A 16,730-nucleotide genomic window follows, 5' to 3' on the forward strand; every position below is an offset into this window, starting at 1 on the left:
CCTTTACTGAACGGGAAGATCGTGATGGGCGTCGGCCATCAGCGCGGCGCCATCGACGGGGTGAAGCGGGGTGGATGAGGCGGCGCGGGCATAGAAGCGCTTGTGGGCCTCGTAGGGAAAGACGTCGTGCACATGGCCGGCCTGGATGCGGGCCTTGTGCTGCTGCCAGAACTCGGCGTCCAGCAGATCGGCATGGTGGCGCATGAAATGCTCGCGCACACCGGGGTGGCCCAGCAGAAAGGGGCCAAAGGTCTCGGGGAAGACATCGCGCGGGCCGACGGAGTACCAGACCTCGCCGGAGATCTCTTCCTCCTCATTGCGTGGCGCCGGCACGGAGCGGAAGTTGCAATCGCTGAGGTACTCGATCTCGTCGTAGTCATAGAACACGACCTTGCCGTGGCGGGTCACACCGAAGTTCTTCCACAGCATGTCGCCGGGGAAGATATTGGCGGCCACCAGATCCTTGATCGCATGGCCATACTCGATCACCGCATGCTCCAGCTGGGCCGGCGTGGCCTCCTGCAGATAGATATTCAGCGGCACCATGCGGCGCTCGATATAGACATGGCGCAGCACCAGGTCCTCGCCACTCTCCTCGATCAGGCTGGGGCAGAAATGCTTCAACTCCTTGAGCAGCTCGTCGTCGAAGCGCTGGCGCGGGAAGGCGACGTTGGAGTATTCCAAGGTGTCGGCCATGCGGCCAACCCGGTCGTGGGTCTTCACCAGCAGGTATTTGTGCTGGATCAGCTCGCGGCTGGTGTTCTCCTTTTGCGGCGGGAAGAAGTCCTTGATCAGCTTGAAGACAAAGGGGTAGCTGGGCAGGTCGAACACCAGCATCACCATGCCCTTGATGCCGGGCGCGATGCGGAACTTGTCGCTGGAATGGCGCAGGTGGTAGAGGAAGTCGCGGTAGAACAGGTTCTTGCCGTGCTTTTGCAGGCCCAGCGCGCTGTAGATCTCGGCGCGCGGCTTTCTGGGCATCATCGAGCGCAGGAACTGCACATAGGCGCTGGGCACTTCCATGTCGACCATGAAATAGGCGCGGGCAAAGCTGAACAGCATCAGCAAATCGTCCTCGCCGAACAGCGCCGCGTCGATATAGAGCAAGCCAGATCGCCCTTCCTTGTGCAGGATGGGCAGCGCGAACGGCGTCTCGGTGAAACCGTTGATGATCTTGCCGACCAGATAGGCGCCCTTGTTGCGATAGAACAGCGAGCTCAGCACCTGGATCTGGAAATTGGTGCGCCAGCGGAACTCGCCCAGCTCGCGCTGCATCGCGCGCAGGACCCAGTCGATGTCGCGGCCCAGGTCCTCGAACTCCAGATCGAGCTGGAAGTTGGTGACCACCCGGCACAGGGTCTCGTGCAGCGTCGGCTTGCTCGGGTAGTAGGCGCGGTAGGTCGGCTTGGCGGCCGGCTCCTCGTTCTCGATGTACTCGGTCGAGACGGCCGGCCGCACGAAGATGAAGTCGTTGTGGAAGTAGGCGTGGTGCAGGATGCGGGTGCAGACCGAGTTGAAGAAGGTCTCGGCCAGCTCCGGCTGGTGATGGTCGGTCAGCAGGCCGATGTAGTGCAGCTTGACCTGCTGCCACACCTCCATCGGCAGCGCGCTGGCCTGGAAGCGCTCTTCCAGCAGGACCACCGCCTCGTCGACCCGCTTGTCATAGAACTCGATGCGCTCGCGCTGGGCGCGCTGCTGGCCATGCCAGTCGGCGCGCTCGAAGCGCTGCTTGGCCGTGGCGCTGGTGGCGCGGAACAGCCGGTAATGTCGGTTGAAGCCGCCCAACAAGGCCTGCGCGATTTCGAACGCGCGGGAGTCGGTCAGCTTCTGCGGGAACATCGGGCCGCCGCCTAGGCCTGGCTGTAGCGCTGCTTGACCGCAGCCAGCGCGCGCTTGTAGGCCGGGCCGACATCGTCGTGATGGGCGGCCGTGATCTGCAGATCCTCCAGCAGACCGTTGTGCAGGCCATAGACCCAGCCATGGACGACGATCTCCTGGCCGCGCGCCCAGGCATCCTGCACCACCGTGGTCTGGCAGGCATTGCGCGCCTGTGCCAGCACGTTCAGCTCGCACAGCGCGTCGACGCGGCGGGCCTCGGGCAGGCTGTCTATCCACTCCTGGTGATCGTTGCGCACGTCCTGCACATGGCGTATCCAGTTGGACACCAGGCCCACGCGCGCATCGATCAGTGCGGCCTTGACGCCGCCGCAGTTGCTGTGGCCCACCACGATGATGTGCTTGACCTTCAGATGGTCCACCGCGAACTGCATCACCGACAGGCAGTTCAGGTCGGAGTGCACGACGACGTTGGCGACATTGCGATGCACGAAGAGCTCGCCGGGCAGCAGGTCGACCAGCTCATTGGCCGGCACCCGGCTGTCGGCGCAGCCTATCCACAGGTATTGCGGCGTCTGCTGCTTCAGCAGCCGCGAGACAAAGCCCGGTTCGCGCTGGTCCGTCTCGGCGGCCCAGCGCTTGTTATTGCCCAGCAGGTCTTGCAGATCGTTGTTCATGCCGACATTGTCCACGCCTGTAGCTTCTCGAGGCTGACGGCCACGCCGCCACAGACTTCCACCAGGGGTCTCTTGAAACGGGCGAACAGCTCGGGGTGCACATCCACCGCCGCCAGCGCCGCACCGCAGGCCGGCTCCACCATCACCCGCATCTGCTCGGCCAGCCGCGCCGCCGCGCCGCAGGCCTGGGCATCGCTGACCAGCAGGCTGTGGGTGGGATGCAGCTGGGCCAGGCGCAGCGCCTCGTCGGCGACGCGGCGCGCGCCCAGCGAGGTGGCGATCGAGGTGATGGCCGGCAGGGTCACGGCCTGACCGGCTTTCAGGCTCTCGTGCAGGCTGGCCGCGCCCTCGGTTTCCACCGCGATTACCGGGATGTCGTTCAGGCCATGGCGGCGCAGACCCTGGACGATGCCGGCGAACAGGCCGCCGCCACCGACCGCCGTGACCACCGCGTCGAAGTCCAGGCCCTGGTCCAGCACCTCGTCGATCAGGCTGGCATGGCCCTCCCACAGCAGCGGGTGGTCGAAGGGATGGACATAAGTGGCGCCACGCTCGGCCGCCAGCGCCTGGGCAAACTCATTGCTCGCATCCCAGACCGCGCCATGGCGCAGCACCGTGGCGCCGCGCGCCTCGATCAGGCTTTGCACCGCGGCGCTGCTGGTCTCGGGCAGCACGATGGTGACGGTCAGCCCCAGGGCCTGGCCGGCATAGGCGGCCGCGAAGCCGGCATTGCCGCCCGAGGCACAGACGATTTCCTTGGCACCGTCCTGCGCCGCCTTGCGCACCAGCCGCCCGACGCCGCGCAGCTTGAAGCTGCCGCTGGGCTGCAGCGCATCCATCTTCAGCCAGACCTCGGGGTGCGAGAACTGGCCGGGCGCGGCGCGCAGCAGCGGCGTATTCAGGTGCAAAGGCTTCATTTACATCGTCTCCGCGAACAGCTCGCGGCCGATCAGCATGCGGCGGATCTCGGAGGTGCCGGCACCGATCTCGTAGAGCTTGGCATCGCGCCACAGCCGGCCCAGCGGGTACTCGTTGATATAGCCATTGCCGCCGAAGATCTGCACGCCCTCGCCGGCCATCCAGGTGGCCTTCTCGGCGGTCCACAGAATCACCGAGGCGCAGTCCTTGCGGACCTGGCGCACATGCTCGGCGCCCAGGAGGTCGAGGTTCTTGGCCACCGTGTAGGCGAAGCTGCGGCCTGCCTGCAGCACCGTGTACATATCGGCGACCTTGCCCTGGATCAGCTGGAACTCGCCGATGCTCTGGCCGAACTGCTTGCGGTCGTGGATATAGGGAATCACGTTGTCCATCACGCTTTGCATGATGCCCAGCGGGCCGCCGGTCAGCACCGCGCGCTCATAGTCCAGGCCCGACATCAGCACCTTGGCGCCGCCGTTGACCGCGCCCAGCACGTTTTCTGCAGGCACCTCCACGTTCTGGAACACCAGCTCGCCGGTGTGGCTGCCGCGCATGCCCAGCTTGTCGAGCTTCTGCGCGATGGAGAAGCCAGGCATGCCCTTCTCGATCAGGAAGGCGGTCACACCGCGCGCGCCCAGCTCGGGCTCGCTCTTGGCGTAGACCACCAGGGTGTCGGCGTCGGGGCCGTTGGTGATCCACATCTTGTTGCCGTTGAGCAGGTAGTAGCCGCCTTTGTCCTCAGCCTTGAGCTTCATGCTCAGCACGTCCGAGCCGGCGCCCGGCTCGCTCATCGCCAGCGCACCGACATGCTCGCCGCTGATCAGCTTGGGCAGGTACTTGGCCTTCTGCGCCGCATTGCCGTTGCGCTTGATCTGGTTCACGCACAGATTGCTGTGCGCGCCATAGGAGAGGCCCACCGAGGCGCTGGCGCGGCTGATCTCTTCCATCGCGATCATGTGGGCCAGATAGCCCATATTCGCGCCGCCATACTCCTCGCCGACGGTGATGCCCAGCACGCCCAGATCGCCCATCTTGCGCCACAGGTCCATCGGAAACTGGTCCGAATGGTCGATCTCGGCGGCACGCGGAGCGATCTCGGCTTGGGCAAAGTCGCGCACCGCGTCGCGCAGCGCGTCGATGTCTTCGCCGAGTTGGAAATTCAGGCCGGGCAGATTCGTCATGGAGGTCTCCTTGGTTTTTCAGTGCTTCGGACCATCAAGCCTGCTGATGGTACGGCCGGCCTTGCAGACCCGGCTTAGGTTACGTTTACGTAAACGTCAATTCTAGTGAGAATCGGCGCGGCTTGCCCTGTTGCAGCTTTACCTAGGTGCTTACCCTTGGCGCGCTGGATGCATCAGCGCGATGAAGCGCCGCGCGCCCAGGCCCAGCGGCCGGTCGCGGCGCCACACCACATCGACCCAGAGCCGCACCTCGTTGCTCATGTTCTCGAATTCGATCTGCAGCAGGCTGCCGGCCGCCAGCAGCGGATCCACCATGCGCTGCGGCAAGAAGGCCCAGCCCAGGCCCGCCTGCACCAGGCTCAGCGTGGCCAGATGGCTGTCGGTGCGCCAGAGCCGGCGCGAGACCAGCACGCGCGGGTCGTCGGCCGCGCCGGCATCGCGCCGGGCCACCGCGATCTGGCGCAACTCGGCCCATTGGTCCTGGCGCAGGCGCTGGCCGGCCAGCGGATGCTGCGGCGCCATTACCGCGACCAGCCGCTCGCTGCCCAGCTCCTGGAAGCTCTCGCGCTCGTCGAAGCCGACCCGCTCGAACACCAGGGCCAGATCGATCTCGCCGGCGTGCAGCATGCGCAGCACCGCCGCCTGCGGCGCCGACAGCACGTCCACCTCAAGCGCCGGAAACTCCTCGGCCAGCCGGGCCAGGGCCTCGCTCCAGGCCGCCGACAGCAGTTCGGGCGCGATCGCCAGGGTCAGGCGCCGCTCCAGGCCCTGGTGCAGGGCCAGCGCATGGGCCTGCAGCTGCGCCAGCCGGGCGACCAGCTGGCGCGCCTGCGGCTCCAGCGCCCTGGCTTCCTCGGTGGGCCGCAGCTCGCGGGTGCTGCGCTCGAACAGGCGCAGGTCCAGCTCGGCCTCCATCTGGGCCACCGCCATGCTGACCGCCGACGGCACCCGGCCCAGCGCCCGCGCCGCCGCCGAAAACGAACCCTGGTCCAGCACGGCCAGGAAGAGCAGCAGGTTGTCGCTATGCAGAGCCATGGCCGCAATTTGTCAGAAAATCTGACAGCTGTCGACTTTGTCTATCAGATCTCATTCCATACGATGCCGGCAATCCCCGCTTCAGAACAGGATTTTTCATGCAAGGCATCAAGCGCCGGCTGGTCTATGTGTCGCTCTACGAGCTGTTTGCGGTCGGCCTGACCAGCGCCGGCCTGGCCCTGCTGGCCGGCAGCGCGCTGGCCCATGCCGGCATCGCCGCCCTCGCCTCCTCGGCCATCGCGCTGGCCTGGAACCTGGCCTACACCCATCTGTTCGAGGCCTGGGAGGCCCGCCAGACCCGGCGCGGCCGCAGCCTGGCGCGGCGCATCGCCCATGCCCTGGGCTTCGAGGCCGGCCTGATCGTGATGCTGGTGCCGCTGTTCGCCTGGTGGCTGGAGATCTCGCTGTGGCAGGCCCTGCTGCTGGACTTCGGCCTGATCGTCTTCTTCCTGATCTACACCTTCGTCTTCAACCTCGCCTTCGACCGCCTGTTCGGTCTGCCGGCCTCGGCCGCCTGATCAGAGGAAGCGCTCCAGCATCCGTCTGGAGCCCCGATCCAGCGCGAAGCGGTCCGGCACCAGGAACTGGATGCCATGGCTGCTGGCGATCAGCAGCCGGCCCTCGTCAAGGCGGCGGATGTCCTCCTCGGTCTTCAGGATGAACTGGGTCTGACCACGCTCGGTCTGCACCGTCCACTGGCTGGGGGTCGAGAAGGTCGAAACCGCAATGATGGCCTGCACCGTGGGCATGAACTCGCGGCCGGCGAACTCGGCCTCCAGCAGTTCGCGCTCGGGCGCCGGCAGCGCCGAAAGCCGGTCAATCCAGGCCAGTTCGTGGCCATCGGCGCCGAGCAGCGACACACCCTCATCGGGTGCCGAGATCGGGTGGGCGCGCACCGGGTTGACGCCGATGTGCTCGACGCCCTCGGCGTCGATCAGCACCAGGCGCCCGAAGGCATTGCGTAAGAGTTGGCGGTAGCGGCTCATGCTTGCACCGTGTGGGCATTGGGGTTGGGCAGCAAGGCCGGCTGCTCGTCATCCGCATCGACGCGGCGCGCCTGGGCCTCGTAGAGACGCCAGTAATAGCCCTGCTTGGCCATCAGCTCCTCGTGCGGCCCGACCTCGACCACCTGGCCGCGGTCCATCACGACCAGCCGGTCGGCCTTGCGCAGGGTCGAGAGCCGGTGGGCGATGGCGATCGTCGTGCGGCCCTGCACCAGATTGTCCAGCGCCTTCTGGATCTCCTTCTCGGTCTCGGTATCGACCGAGGAGGTGGCCTCGTCGAGGATCAGGATGCGCGGGTTGATCAGCAAGGCGCGGGCAATCGAGATGCGCTGGCGCTCGCCGCCCGACAGGCCCTGGCCGCGCTCGCCGACCAGCGAGTCATAACCCTGGGCCAGGCGCAGGATGAACTCGTGCGCATGGGCGGCGCGGGCGGCCGCGACGATCTCTTCGCGGCTCGCATCGGGCTTGCCGTAGGCGATGTTCTCGGCGATGGTGCCGAAGAACAGAAAGGGTTCCTGCAGCACCAGGCCGATATGGCGGCGGTAGTCGGCCACGCCGATGCGGCGCAGATCGGTGCCATCGACCTTGATCGCCCCCTCGGTGAGATCGTAGAAGCGGCAGATCAGGTTCACCAAGGTGCTCTTGCCCGAGCCGCTGTGGCCGACCAGACCAATCATCTCGCCGGGCTTGATGTCCAGGCTCAGGCCGCGGATCACCGCACGGTTGCCGTAGCGAAAGCCGATGTCCTCGATCTGGATGCCGCCCTTGACCGCGCCGAGCGGCTGCGGGTTGGTGGGCTCGGGCACGTTGGACTGATGGTCGATGATGTCGAAGATGCGCTTGGCGCCGGCGGCGGCCTTCTGCGTCACCGAGACGATGCGGCTCATCGAGTCCATGCGGCCGTAGAAGCGGCCGATATAGGCGATGAAGGCGGTCAGCACCCCCACCGTGATGTCGCCGCCGGCCACCAGATAGATGCCGAAGCCCCAGACCACCAGCAGGCCGATCTCGGTCAGCAGCGAGACGGTCGGGGTGAACAGGCTCCAGGTCTTGTTGAGCTTGTCATTGACGGCCAGATTGTGGGCATTGGCCTGGTGGAAGCGCTGGGCCTCGCGCTTTTCCTGCGCGAAGGCCTTGACGACGCGGATGCCGGGAATGGTGTCGGCCAGCACGCTGGTGACCTCGCCCCAGACCCGGTCGATCTTCTCGAAGCCGGTGCGGAGCCGGTCGCGCACCAGATGGATCATCCAGGCGATGAAGGGCAGCGGCAGCAGGGTCGCCAGCGCCAGCCAGGGGTTGATCGAGAACAGGATGGTGGCCGTCATCACCAGCATCAGCACATCGGTGATGAAGTCCAGCGCATGCAGGGACAGGAAGACGCTGAGCCGGTCGGTCTCGCTGCCGATGCGGCTCATCAGGTCGCCGGTGCGCTTGTTGCCGAAGTACTCCAGCGACAGGCTCAGCAGGTGGTCGAAGGTGGTGGTGCGCAGGTCGGCGGCGATGCGCTCGGACACCAGGGCCAGGATATAGGTCTTGGCCCAGCCCAGCAGCCAGGACACCAAGCCGGCGCCCAGCAGGCCGCTCAGATAGAGGCCGACCACCCAGGGGTCGATGCGCTGGCCCTGCTGGAAGGGGATCAGCACCTTGTCCATCAGCGGCATGGTCAGATAGGGGGCCACCAGGGTCGCGGCGGTCGAGCCCAGCATCAGCGCGAACCCGAGCAAAAGCTGACCCTGGTAGGGCTTGGCGAAACGCCACAGCCGCAGCAGCACCCAGGTCGACGGCGGGGTGTGCAGCTCGCGCGCGCAGGTCGGGCATTCCTCACTCTCGGGCGGCAGCGGCGCCTTGCAGCTGGGGCAGAAGCTCAGCTCCTCGGCGTCCGGCCGGGCCGGCTCATCGCGGCGCTCGAAAGCCTCGTGCCAGCGCTGCGCCTGCAGATTGATCTGCAGCGTGAAGCGCCACAGCGCCAGGCGCTGGCTGCCATCCACCAATTCCAGGCTGCCGACGCCGGCATGGTCGGAGATGCGCATCGCCAGATCCGGCCGCAGCGCCCACTCGCTCCAGGTGGCCGTGGCCGGATCCCAGGCCAGCAGGCGACGGTCGGTCAGGACCAGCAGACCCCGGTTGAAGCGCCCGGCGGAGTCCAGGTCAACCTCCAGCACCGCCGCCGCGTTCTCAGCGTCTGAAAGACGCGCCTGCAAGGCGGCCCATTGGGGGTGCTCGGGGGCGTCGGCGGGATGATGATGCTGCATTGTGATGTTTTTCGAGAAGCGCTCTTGAGGCGGCCCGCGCGCTGTATTGAACCCCGAATTCTCGCCGAAAGACAACTGCCGGCATGAAACCCGGTGCTGGCTGCACGCCACACCGTCCGGTGCGCGCCGGGCGCACAATCTCGCATCGTCACACCCCAGCTACCGCTTTTGGCCGGCCTCGGCCCCGCCCTTATGAGTCCTAAATCCGATATCAAGCTCCTGCGCGTCAACTATCTGCGCGGCCCGAATATGTGGACCTACCGCCCGGTCCTGGAGGTCTGGCTGGACCTGGGCGAGCTGGAAGACTACCCCTCCAACCTGCTGCCCGGCTTCACCGAGCGGCTCACCGAGCGGCTGCCGGCCCTGATCGAACACCATTGCGGCGTCGGCGAGCGCGGCGGCTTTCTGCAGCGCCTGACCGAGGGCACCTGGATGGGCCATGTGCTGGAGCACATCGTCATCGAGCTGCTGAACCTGTCCGGCATGCCCACCGGCTTCGGCCAGACCCGCAGCACCTCCAAGACCGGGGTCTACCGCATGGTGTTCCGGGCCCGCGACGAGCAGGTCGCCCGCGCCGCGCTGGCCGAGGGTCATGCCTTGCTGATGGCCACCATCAATGAGCAGCCCTTCGAGGTGCCGGCCGCCGTGGCCCGGGTGCGCGACAAGCTGGACGACTGCTATCTGGGCCCGTCGACCGCCGCCATCGTCGCGGCCGCCACCGACCGCCGCATCCCGCACATCCGCCTGAACGAGGGCAATCTGGTGCAGTTGGGCCATGGCGCGCGCCAGCGCCGCATCTGGACCGCCGAGACCGACATGACCAGCGCGATCGCCGAAGGCATCGCCGGCGACAAGGACCTGACCAAGACCCTGCTGAAGGCGGTCGGCGTGCCGGTGCCCGAGGGCGCCACCGTCAAGAGCGCCGAGGCCGCCTGGGAAGCGGCCCAGGACATCGGTTTCCCGGTCGTCGTCAAGCCCTCGGACGGCAACCATGGCCGCGGCGTGACCCTGGACCTGCGCGAGCGCGCCGACATCGAGGCGGCCTTCCATGTCGCCGACAAGGAAGGCTCGGAGGTGCTGGTCGAGCCCTATATCCGGGGCATGGAGCACCGCCTGCTGGTGGTCGGCGGCCAGGTGGTCGCGGCCGCGCGCGGCGAGGAGGCCTGGATCAGCGGCGACGGCCAGCACACGGTGGTCGAGCTGATCGATCTGCAGATCAATACCGACCCGCGCCGCGGCCTGACCGAGGACTTCCCGCNCAGCGGCGACGGCCAGCACACGGTGGTCGAGCTGATCGATCTGCAGATCAATACCGACCCGCGCCGCGGCCTGACCGAGGACTTCCCGCTCAACCGCATCGACATCGGCGACGACCCGGTCGTGCTGCTGGACCTGCAGCGCCAGGGCGTCTCGCCCGAGGCGGTGCCGGCGGCCGGCCAGCGGGTGCTGATACAGCGCAACGGCAATGTCGCGATCGACTGCACGGCCGAGGTCCATCCCGAGGTGGCCCATGCCGTCTCGCTGGCGGCCCGCACCATAGGCCTGGACATCGCCGGCGTCGATCTGGTGACCGAGGACATCGCCAAGCCGCTGGCCGAGACCGGCGGCGCCATCGTCGAGGTCAATGCCGGCCCGGGCCTGCTGATGCATCTGAAGCCGGCCTCGGGCAGCCCGCAGCCGGTCGGCCAGGCCATCATCGACCACCTGTTCGCGGCCGAAGAGAACGGCCGCATCCCCATCATCGGCGTGGCCGGCTCGCGCGGCGGCGCCCAGATCGCCCGGCTGGTGGCCTGGCTGCTGCACCTGAACGGGCGCTCGGTCGGCCTGGCCTGCGGCCAGGGCCTGTTCCTCGGCAACCGCCGCGTCGAGAAGTCCGACTCGGCGCATTGGAGCGCCGCCCACCGCCTGCTGATGAACCGCGGCGTCGACGCGGTGGTGATCGAGAACAATGCCGCCGCCATCCTGCGCGACGGTCTGGCCTATGACCGCTGCCAGGTCGGCCTGGTTACCGATATGGGTGGCCTGGGTAGCCTCGACGACTTCGATGTGCGCGACGAGGACCAGCTCTTCAAGGTGCTGCGCACTCAGGTCGATGTGGTGCTGTCCGACGGTGTCGCGGTGCTCAATGCCGACGAGCCCAGGCTGCTCGAGATGGCCCGCCTCAGCGACGGCGATGTGCTGTTCTATGCGCTGGACGCCGCCACGCTGGCCGAGCAGCGCGCCGCCGGCAGCCGCACCGTGTTCCTGCGCGACGGCGCCGCGATGCTGGCCCAAGGCCTGTCGGAAACCGCAGGGGCCAATGTCGAGGCTTTGCTGGCGCGCTTTGCGGCCGCCGGCCAGCCGCTGGACGCGGCCACCGCGCTGGCCGCCGTCGCCACCGCCTGGGCGCTGAACATCTCGCCCGAACTGATCTCGGCCGGCCTGGACACTTTCGTGCCCGAGTCGGTCTAACAGCACTCCAGAAGCAAGAAGCCCCCTATGGAAGTCTCTCGCATCCGCGCCCTGCGCGGCCCGAATATGTGGAGCCGTCACACGGCCATCGAAGCCGTGGTCAGCTGCGGCGACGCCGAACGGCAGATCGCTGACCAGGCCGGCTTCGAGGCGCGCCTGCGCGCCCTGTTCCCCGGCATCGGCGCGCTGCGCTCGCGTGGCGCGCCCGAGCTGCCGCTGCCGCTGGCCCAGCTGCTGGAGCAGGCGGCGCTGGCGCTGCAGGCCCAGGCCGGTTGCCCGGTGACCTTCAGCCACACCCATGCCACCGGCGAACCCGGCACCTACCAGGTGGTGGTCGAGTACAGCGAGGAGGATGTCGGCCGCATGGCCTTTGACGCCGCCGTCCGGCTGCTGCAGGCCGCGCTGGCCAACACCGGCTTTGACATCGATGCGACGCTGGCCCAGTTGCGCGAGCTCGACGAGGACGTGCGCCTGGGCCCGTCGACCGGCTCCATCGTCGATGCGGCGGTGGCCCGTGGCATCCCCTACCGCCGCCTGACCCAGGGCAGCCTGGTGCAGTTCGGCTGGGGCGCCAAGCAGCGCCGCATCTGGGCCGCCGAGGTCGACGCGACCAGCGCCGTCTCCGAATCGATCGCGCAGGACAAGGACCTCAGCAAGCGCCTGCTGCAATCGGCCGGCGTGCCGGTGCCGATCGGCCGCCCGGTCGACAGCGTCGACGACGCCTGGGCCGCCGCGCTGGAGGTCGGGCTGCCGGTGGTGGTCAAGCCCCAGGACGGCAACCAGGGCAAGGGCGTGACGGTCAACGTCGCCAGCCGCGAGCATATGGAGATCGCCTACAAGGCCGCCGACGAGATCGGCCAGGTGATGGTCGAGAAATTCCTGCCCGGCAGCGACTACCGCCTGCTGGTGATCGGCGACAAGCTGATCGCCGCCGCGCGCCGCGATCCGCCGCATGTGATCGGCGACGGGGTGCTGACCGTCAAGCAGCTGGTCGACAAGGTCAATGCCGACCCCAAGCGCGGCGACGGCCATGCCACCTCGCTGACCAAGATCCGTTTCGATGACATCGCGGTCGCGCGCCTGGCGCTGCAAGACCTGACCCCCGAGTCGGTGCCCGAGAAGGGCCGCCGCGTGATCCTGCGCAACAACGCCAATCTGTCGACCGGCGGCACCGCCACCGACGTCACCGACGATGTGCATCCCGAGGTGGCGGCGCGCGCGGTGGCGGCGGCCCAGGTCGTCGGCCTGCATGTCTGCGGCGTCGATGTGGTGGCCGAGAGCGTGCTGCAGCCGCTGGAGGAGCAAAGCGGCGGCGTGGTCGAGGTCAATGCCGCGCCGGGCCTGCGCATGCATCTGAGCCCCAGCTACGGCAAGGGCCGCCCGGTCGGCGAGGCCATCATCGCCCACCTCTACGGTCATGGCCACAAGAGCGAGGACGGCCGCATCCCGGTGGTCGCCGTCACCGGCACCAATGGCAAGACCACGGTGACGCGGCTGATCGCCCATCTGTTCGCGACCTGCGGGCTGAAAGTCGGCATGACCAATACCGACGGCGTCTATGTCGACGGCCGCCAGATCGACAGCGGCGACTGCTCGGGCCCGAAGAGCGCCCGCAATGTGCTGATGCATCCGGACGTCGAGGCGGCGGTGTTCGAGACCGCGCGCGGCGGTGTGCTGCGCGAGGGCCTGGGCTTCGACCGCTGCCAGGTGGCGGTGGTCACCAATCTCGGCGAGGGCGACCACCTGGGCATGAACTTCCTCAACACCGTCGAGGAGCTGGCCCTGGTCAAGCGCGTGATCGTGCAGAACGTCGCGCCCAGCGGCTATGCGGTGCTGAACGCGGCCGACCCGGTGGTGGCCGCGATGGCCCCGGTCTGCCCGGGCCAGATCATCTTCTTCGCGGCCGACCGCCATCACCCGCTGATGGCCACGCACCGCGCCCAGGGCAAACGCTGCGTCTATCTGGACGGCGACCAGCTGGTCGCGGCCCAGGGCTCCTGGCGCGAGACCCTGCCGCTGCGCGACATTCCCTTCACCCGGGGCGGCACCATCCCCTTCCAGGTCGAGAACGCGATGGCGGCCGTGGCGGCCGGCTGGGGCGTCGGCCTGGACTGGGACACGATACGGCGCGGCGTCGCCAGCTTCAGCAACGATGCCGACAATGTGCCGGGGCGCTTCAATGTGATGGACTATCGCGGTGCCACCGTGGTGGCCGACTATGGCCACAACGCCGACGCGATGCGCGCGCTGGTGGCGGCCGTCGATGCGCTGCCGGCCAAGACCCGCTCGGTCGTGATCAGCGGCGCCGGCGACCGGCGCGACGAGGACATCCGCGCCCAGACCCAGATCCTGGGCCAGGCCTTCGATGAGGTGCTGCTGTTCCAGGACGCCTGCCAGCGCGGCCGCGAAGACGGCGAGGTGCTGGCGCTGCTGCGCCAGGGCCTGGAGGGCGCGACCCGCACCCGCCATGTGCAGGAGATCCGCGGCGAGTTCGTCGCGATCGACACCGCGCTGGCGCGGCTGCAGCCGGGTGATCTGTGCCTGGTGCTGGTCGATCAGGTCGAGGAGGCGCTGGCCCATCTGAGCCAGCGCATCAGCGCCGGTTGAACGAGACCTCCCCCTTTGGAGGTCGCCAGAGGCGGCATAAATGCGCAGTTTGGCCGGCCGGGGCCGCCCAGCCCCGGCCTAAGATGTAACCATCTTCGCGACCTGTCGCTGGCCCCGTGCAAGCGCCCCCGCCCTTCGTGATCTACGCGCTCGCGTTCAACCTCTCGGTCAATCTGATACTCGGCCTCGCGCTGTGGCTGGCCTGGTCGCGTGAACGCAGTCAAGGCTTCAACCGGCTGCTGGGCGCCAGCTTTCTGGCCCAGGGCCTGGCCACGCCGGCCTATCTGCTGTGGCGCCAGGGCGAGGGCCTGATCCACAGCCTCGGCGGCCTCGGCCTCGCGGCGTCGGGCGCGCTGAGCATGCTGATGATGGTGGCCGGTCTGCGCGACCTGGTTGGCCGCCCGCTGAGCTGGCGGCAGGCCACGGTGCTGGGCCTGGGCCTGCTGGGCCTGCTCGGTGCCCTGCTGGACCAGAGCATCGCGGTGGCCCAGGGCAGCGGCGCCACGCTGAACACCTTGCTGGGCCTGGCCGCACTGCGCTGGCTCTGGCCGCATGGCAAGGCCGAGCGCCTGGCCGGCCTGAGCCTGGTACTGATCGGCCTGAACCAGTTCAATTTCGCGCTCGGCGGCGAGGCCGCCTTGGGCCTGCAGTCCAGCATAGGCGCGGCGCTGCGCATGTTGCTGGGCATCAGCCTGCTGCATGCGGCGCTGCGGCGCAGCAGCCTGGAGTCGCGCGGCCTGCGCACCCAGCTGCACTACATGACCGAGCATTCGCACCAGGGCGTGCTGGTGGCCCGCGAGGACGAGCCGCTCTATGCCAACGCGGCCCTGCTCGAGCTCTACGGCGTCGCCAGCCTGGCCGAATTCAAGCGCTACCAGCAGCAGCAGCCGGCAAGCCTGCGTGCGGCGGCTCTGCAGCGCCGGCGCGCCATCATCAGCGGCGAGCTGCCCCATGCGCACTGGGAAGGCGAGCGCCGGCGCAGCGACGGCAGCCTGATGCGGCTGATGTTCTCGTCCTGGCGCATCGACTGGGCCGACGGGCCGGCCGAGCATCTGGTGATCAGCGACGACACCGAGCGCTACAACGCCACCCAGGCCCTGCTGCACCAGGCCACCCACGACCCGGTCACCGGCCTGCCCAATCGCAGCGCGCTGCAGCAGCGCCTGCGCGAGCTGTGCGCCGAGGGCCGCCCCTTCGGCCTGATCTGGCTGGACCTGGACCGTTTCACGCTGCTCAACGAAGCCTATGGCCATGCCACCGGCGATGCGCTGCTGCGCGAGTTCGGCGCGCTGCTGCAGGCCGAGTTCGCGCCGCAGGCCCAGACCATGCATCTGGGCGAGGACGAGTTCGCGCTGCTGGTCACGGCCGGTGCCGAGCCGGCCCTGCTACACGAGCTGACACGGCGCCTGCGCGCGCGGCTGGCGCGGCCCTTCGCGGTCGACGCTCGCGAGATCTATATCGACGCCTCGATCGGCGTGGCCCGCTTCCCGCACACCGCCGGCGACCCCGAGGGCCTGCTGCGCGAGGCCAGCGCCGCGATGCACGAGGCCAAGCAGGAGCCCGGCAGCGCCGAACGCTGGGCCGACGAGGCCAGCAGCAGGCGCAGCAGCAGCGCGACCATGCTGGCCGAGCAGGCGATGCGCGCCGGGCTGAAGAATGCCGAGTTCGAGCTGGTCTACCAGCCCAAGATCGCCGCCGCCGGCGGCGCGCTGCTGAGCTTCGAGGCGCTGGTGCGCTGGCACCGGCCGGGCCATGGTGTGGTCAGCCCGGCCGATTTCATTCCGGCGGCCGAGCGCACCGGCCTGATCGTGCCGCTGGGCGCGATGCTGCTGCAGCAGGCCTGCCGTCAGCTCCGCGACTGGCGCGCCGACGGGCGGCTGGTGCTGCCGGTGGCCGTCAATGTCTCGCCGCTGCAGCTGCACGACCCGAGCTTCCCGGCCTTTGTCGCTCGCACGCTGCAGGCCTTCGATCTGCCGGCCGCGCTGCTGACCTTGGAGATCACCGAGACGGCCGCAGTGCGCGACGCCGACCAGGCCCGCGAGCGGATCAGCCGGCTCAACGAGCTGGGCATCAAGGTCGCGCTGGATGACTTCGGCACCGGCTTCTCCTCGCTGAACCTGCTGCGCAGCATGCCGCTGGACGCGGTCAAGATCGATCGCAGCCTGATCGAGCCGATGCCGCAGCGCACCGCCAGCGCGGTGGTGCGGGCGATCTGCCAGCTGGCCGCCGTGCTGGACCTGAAGGTGGTGGCCGAGGGCATCGAAACCCAGGCCCAGGCCGAGGCCGCGCGCGCCGCCGGCTGCAACGAGCTGCAGGGTTTTCTGTTCAGCAAACCGCTGTCGGCCGCTGCGGCGGGCGACTGGCTGGCGCGCCAGGCGGAGCCGGCACTCGGCTGACGCGGCCTCAGGCCGGCTGCGCGCTGACCTTGAAGGCCGCGACGATCTCGGCCAGCTTGTTGGCCTGCTCCTTCAGGCTCTCGGCCGCGGCGGCGGACTCCTCGACCAGCGATGCGTTCTGCTGCGTCATCTGGTCGAGCTGAGCGACGGCGGTGTTGACCTGCTCGATGCCCTGGCTCTGCTCGCGCGTCGCGCCGCTGATCTCGGCCATGATGGAGGTGACCTGGCCGACGCTGGCGACGATCTCGCCCATCGTGCCGCCGGCCTCGCTGACCAGGCGCGAGCCGGCCTCGACCTGCTCGACGCTGGCGCCGATCAGGGTCTTGATCTCGCGCGCGGCGCCGGCCGAGCGCTGCGCCAGCGCCCGCACCTC

12 protein-coding genes are annotated in these 16,730 nt (G+C 68.5%); 4 read left to right on the forward strand and 8 right to left on the reverse strand.

Annotated features, from left to right (window positions below):
- Window positions 1-3: 3 nt before the first annotated feature.
- The 5 genes from aceK to PO768_RS16555 form a co-directional block, all read right to left on the reverse strand.
- Window positions 4-1,839 carry a bifunctional isocitrate dehydrogenase kinase/phosphatase gene (gene aceK / locus PO768_RS16535; RefSeq protein WP_272646932.1) on the reverse strand — a complete coding sequence of 612 codons (1,836 nt, stop codon included), beginning with the start codon at window positions 1,837-1,839 and terminating at the stop codon, window positions 4-6.
- Window positions 1,840-1,850: 11 nt separating this feature from the next.
- Window positions 1,851-2,513 carry a carbonate dehydratase gene (gene can, locus PO768_RS16540; protein ID WP_272646933.1) on the reverse strand — a complete coding sequence of 221 codons (663 nt, stop codon included), beginning with the start codon at window positions 2,511-2,513 and terminating at the stop codon, window positions 1,851-1,853.
- Complete coding sequence (locus tag PO768_RS16545; protein WP_272646934.1) at window positions 2,510-3,430, reverse strand: pyridoxal-phosphate dependent enzyme; 921 nt, start codon at window positions 3,428-3,430, stop codon at window positions 2,510-2,512. Before PO768_RS16545 ends, can begins: the two co-directional genes overlap by 4 nt.
- A complete protein-coding gene (locus PO768_RS16550) occupies window positions 3,431-4,612 on the reverse strand; it encodes an isovaleryl-CoA dehydrogenase (protein ID WP_137941172.1) in 1,182 nt (393 codons plus the stop codon).
- 150 nt (window positions 4,613-4,762) lie between these two features.
- On the reverse strand, window positions 4,763-5,647 hold the full coding sequence (locus tag PO768_RS16555; protein WP_137941173.1) for a LysR family transcriptional regulator: 885 nt from the start codon (window positions 5,645-5,647) through the stop codon (window positions 4,763-4,765).
- 98 nt (window positions 5,648-5,745) lie between these two features.
- On the opposite strand from PO768_RS16555, the gene PO768_RS16560 reads away from it, so the two are divergent.
- Entirely contained in the window at window positions 5,746-6,165 is a 420-nt protein-coding gene (locus tag PO768_RS16560; protein WP_262970061.1) for a PACE efflux transporter, read from the forward strand.
- Here PO768_RS16560 and PO768_RS16565 read toward each other — a convergent pair whose 3' ends face one another.
- Together PO768_RS16565 and PO768_RS16570 are read right to left on the reverse strand one after the other, a co-directional pair.
- A complete protein-coding gene (locus tag PO768_RS16565; RefSeq protein WP_272646935.1) occupies window positions 6,166-6,633 on the reverse strand; it encodes a cyanophycin metabolism-associated DUF1854 family protein in 468 nt (155 codons plus the stop codon). It lies immediately after the preceding gene.
- Window positions 6,630-8,903, reverse strand: coding sequence for a cyanophycin metabolism-associated ABC transporter (locus PO768_RS16570; RefSeq protein ID WP_272646936.1), 2,274 nt, complete (start codon window positions 8,901-8,903; stop codon window positions 6,630-6,632). The genes PO768_RS16565 and PO768_RS16570 overlap by 4 nt, the downstream gene beginning before the upstream one ends.
- A gap of 192 nt (window positions 8,904-9,095) precedes the next feature.
- Between PO768_RS16570 and PO768_RS16575 the strand changes: the two genes are divergently transcribed.
- From PO768_RS16575 to PO768_RS16585, 3 genes are all read left to right on the forward strand, one after another.
- A complete protein-coding gene (locus PO768_RS16575) occupies window positions 9,096-11,354 on the forward strand; it encodes a cyanophycin synthetase (RefSeq protein WP_272646937.1) in 2,259 nt (752 codons plus the stop codon).
- Window positions 11,355-11,381: 27 nt separating this feature from the next.
- Window positions 11,382-13,961, forward strand: coding sequence for a cyanophycin synthetase (cphA, locus tag PO768_RS16580; protein ID WP_262970064.1), 2,580 nt, complete (start codon window positions 11,382-11,384; stop codon window positions 13,959-13,961).
- A gap of 116 nt (window positions 13,962-14,077) precedes the next feature.
- On the forward strand, window positions 14,078-16,357 hold the full coding sequence (locus PO768_RS16585) for a putative bifunctional diguanylate cyclase/phosphodiesterase (RefSeq protein WP_272646938.1): 2,280 nt from the start codon (window positions 14,078-14,080) through the stop codon (window positions 16,355-16,357).
- Window positions 16,358-16,364: 7 nt separating this feature from the next.
- Here the strand turns inward: PO768_RS16585 and PO768_RS16590 are convergent.
- Window positions 16,365-16,730 (reverse strand): methyl-accepting chemotaxis protein (locus PO768_RS16590; protein WP_272646939.1); only part of this gene is annotated, 366 nt, incomplete at its 5' end.

Origin of the sequence: Paucibacter sp. XJ19-41 (genome assembly GCF_028462495.1) — a bacterium.
Classification (GTDB): domain Bacteria; phylum Pseudomonadota; class Gammaproteobacteria; order Burkholderiales; family Burkholderiaceae_C; genus Roseateles_E.

Coding starts and splice junctions, on each gene's coding strand:
- aceK (WP_272646932.1), bottom strand. CDS start 1,839: ATGTTCCCGCAGAAGCTGACCGACTCCCGCGCGTTCGAAATCGCGCAG.
- can (WP_272646933.1), bottom strand. CDS start 2,513: ATGAACAACGATCTGCAAGACCTGCTGGGCAATAACAAGCGCTGGGCC.
- PO768_RS16545 (WP_272646934.1), bottom strand. CDS start 3,430: ATGAAGCCTTTGCACCTGAATACGCCGCTGCTGCGCGCCGCGCCCGGC.
- PO768_RS16550 (WP_137941172.1), bottom strand. CDS start 4,612: ATGACGAATCTGCCCGGCCTGAATTTCCAACTCGGCGAAGACATCGAC.
- PO768_RS16555 (WP_137941173.1), bottom strand. CDS start 5,647: ATGGCTCTGCATAGCGACAACCTGCTGCTCTTCCTGGCCGTGCTGGAC.
- PO768_RS16560 (WP_262970061.1), top strand. CDS start 5,746: ATGCAAGGCATCAAGCGCCGGCTGGTCTATGTGTCGCTCTACGAGCTG.
- PO768_RS16565 (WP_272646935.1), bottom strand. CDS start 6,633: ATGAGCCGCTACCGCCAACTCTTACGCAATGCCTTCGGGCGCCTGGTG.
- PO768_RS16570 (WP_272646936.1), bottom strand. CDS start 8,903: ATGCAGCATCATCATCCCGCCGACGCCCCCGAGCACCCCCAATGGGCC.
- cphA (WP_262970064.1), top strand. CDS start 11,382: ATGGAAGTCTCTCGCATCCGCGCCCTGCGCGGCCCGAATATGTGGAGC.